This is a genomic window from Lactobacillus sp. (genome assembly GCF_051873315.1).
Lineage (GTDB): Bacteria > Bacillota > Bacilli > Lactobacillales > Lactobacillaceae > Lactobacillus.
This window is the reverse complement of sequence record NZ_JBJEES010000087.1, coordinates 1-2197: the sequence shown is the minus strand read 5'-3', so window position 1 is coordinate 2197 and position 2197 is coordinate 1. Positions and strand designations below refer to the sequence as shown.

1 protein-coding gene is annotated in these 2197 nt (G+C 49.6%); it reads right to left on the bottom strand.

Annotated elements, in window-relative coordinates:
- A partial coding sequence (locus tag ACI32D_RS05210; protein ID WP_439775558.1) for an alpha/beta hydrolase family protein occupies positions 1–1885 on the bottom strand: 1885 nt, incomplete at its 3' end.
- Positions 1886–2197 lie beyond the last annotated feature (312 nt).

Below are 2197 nucleotides of genomic sequence, written 5' to 3'. Positions count from 1 at the left end.
AGTGCCCGTCAAACCAGTTCTGGATTTCATTTAACCGGCTTAAGCGGTTCTTTGGTCGCCCGCTTCTGGACAGTTCGTGGTTCTCTCCGTGGAAGACCACCATCCGGCTTTCCGTGCCGTGGGACAGAAGCGCATGGAACATCTGCATCCCTTCTTCGACCGGGCAACGGTAGTCCTCATCTGAATTCAAAAACAGAGTCGGCGTCTTCACGTTTTTCACGTACTTGAGAGGTGAGTGCAGCCAAACCTTTTCCGGATCATCATCTTCACTCGTCCCCACCTGGTCAACGCAGAATTCCGGGGCAATATCAGACATGTGCTCAAAACTCAGCCAGTTAGAGATAGACCGCTGGGAAGCTGCCGCTTGGAAACGGTCGGTGTGGCCGATCACCCAGTTGGTCATAAAGCCGCCGTAAGAGCCACCAGTGATGCCTAAACGGCTTTGGTCAATGTCTGGATAAGCAGCAAGCACCGCGTCAGTAAACTTCATCAAGTCCTCGTAGTCAACCGTCCCGTAGCGGCCCCGCAGGTCGCCGTACTGGTTCCCCTGCCCGTTTGACCCGTGGATGTTGCAGAAGAAGACGAAATAGCCACTCCCGGCCCAAACCTGCATTTCATGGAAGAAGGCCTTGCTGTAAGTAGCACGGGGTCCGCCGTGAACGTCCAGGATTGCCGGGTACTTTTTCCCTGCCTGGTAGTCCTTTGGCAAGAGCACCCAGCCGTGCTGCCTTCCGTCTTCTACTGATTCATATTCCACTTGGTTGACCTTGGCTACGTATTTGCCAGCTAATAGTTGGTCATTATAGTTGGATAATTTTTCTACCTGGCCATTTTTCACCTGGTAGAATTCCAAAAGTTCGTTGGCAAATGCCGCTTCCAGGAAAAATTCGTCTTTCCCTGTCATGCGGAAGCCCTTGATGATCCCGTCAGTGGCGAAAAAGGGCTTGACTTCTTTTCCGTCAAAAACATAGATTTCATCATGGTCAACAATTGTCGTTACAAAGTAGAACTTGTCGCCAAAGACATCAAATGCATTGCCGGCAATGACGGAGCAGTCCCCGGCAATAGCGCTCTGGCCGGAATTGTCCCAGTAGGCGGCCAATTCCAGACCATCCTCAGTTAACCGGTAGAATTCCGGATTTTCGTTTAAGCCGGTCTTTTTATGGGTGTTGGCGAAGCAGTAGACTTGCTCTTTTAAGGCAAAAATTGCTGAAACTTCCGCCTTGCCGGCTGCTAAAAGGAGCTTGGCTTCTCCTGTTCTTGGGTCAACTTCATAGACCGCCCCGTCAAAGGGCCGCCGGGTCTGGTAGCTGACCCCCACCACGTAGACTTTTTCACCAACTACAAAGGTCTCCATAACCGTAAAGTCTGGCTCAGCTTTGAAAAGTTCAGTCAGCTTTTCTTCTTCTAAGTCCCAGACATAAAGGCGGTCGCGGAGCTTGTTGATGTAACCCTGGCCATTGAAGTAATAAGGCAATTCATCCAGGACTTGGTAGTCAGTCGATTTCCCTTCAGCCAGGTCCGCCCGTCTGCTTAAAAGTAGGTAGCGGTCTTTTACTGAATTGATTACCTGGTAGCCAGCTTCTTTGAACTCAGCAACTTTTGCTGGACTGGCCTGGTCCAGTTCTTGCTTATAAAGCAAGCTACCTCCTTTGCCTTCTTGAAAAGTGTAGTAGACCGCCTTTTCTACTAAGGCATAGCTCTTCTCTTGCCCTAAAGTCGTCAAGCGCTTGAGCTCGCCATTTTCAAAGACATCCAGCCAGTTCCAGTAGCCTTCCCCATCGGCCTTGGCCTGGTTTCTGGCGAGTATTGCCCTTTTGCCCTTAGCCTGCAAGTTGCCCAGGCTGACAACCTGATACAAATCTTCTGCTTTGACTGCTTCCATTTTTTCTTTTTCCTCCTGCTTTGCTTTTTAAGGTGATTTCATTATAGCAAAGTTAAAGGATTAGATTCAGCTTAGTTTTATATATTTTTTACCAAGAAAAAAGCTGGTCGAAACCAGCTTTATCTATTGCTATTCTTATTGCTCTGCCTTGACGGCAACTTTGTGCACCTTGAGATAGTGGATAAAGGCGTAGACCGTGATCAAGGCAAAGAAGATGGTGCTGACCAGCATAGCTGTCCGGGAGCTGCTGCTGCCCATGAGGCCGCTTAAGTAGTCAACCACCGTCGGTGAAACCGAGCAGCCAAGGTTGAC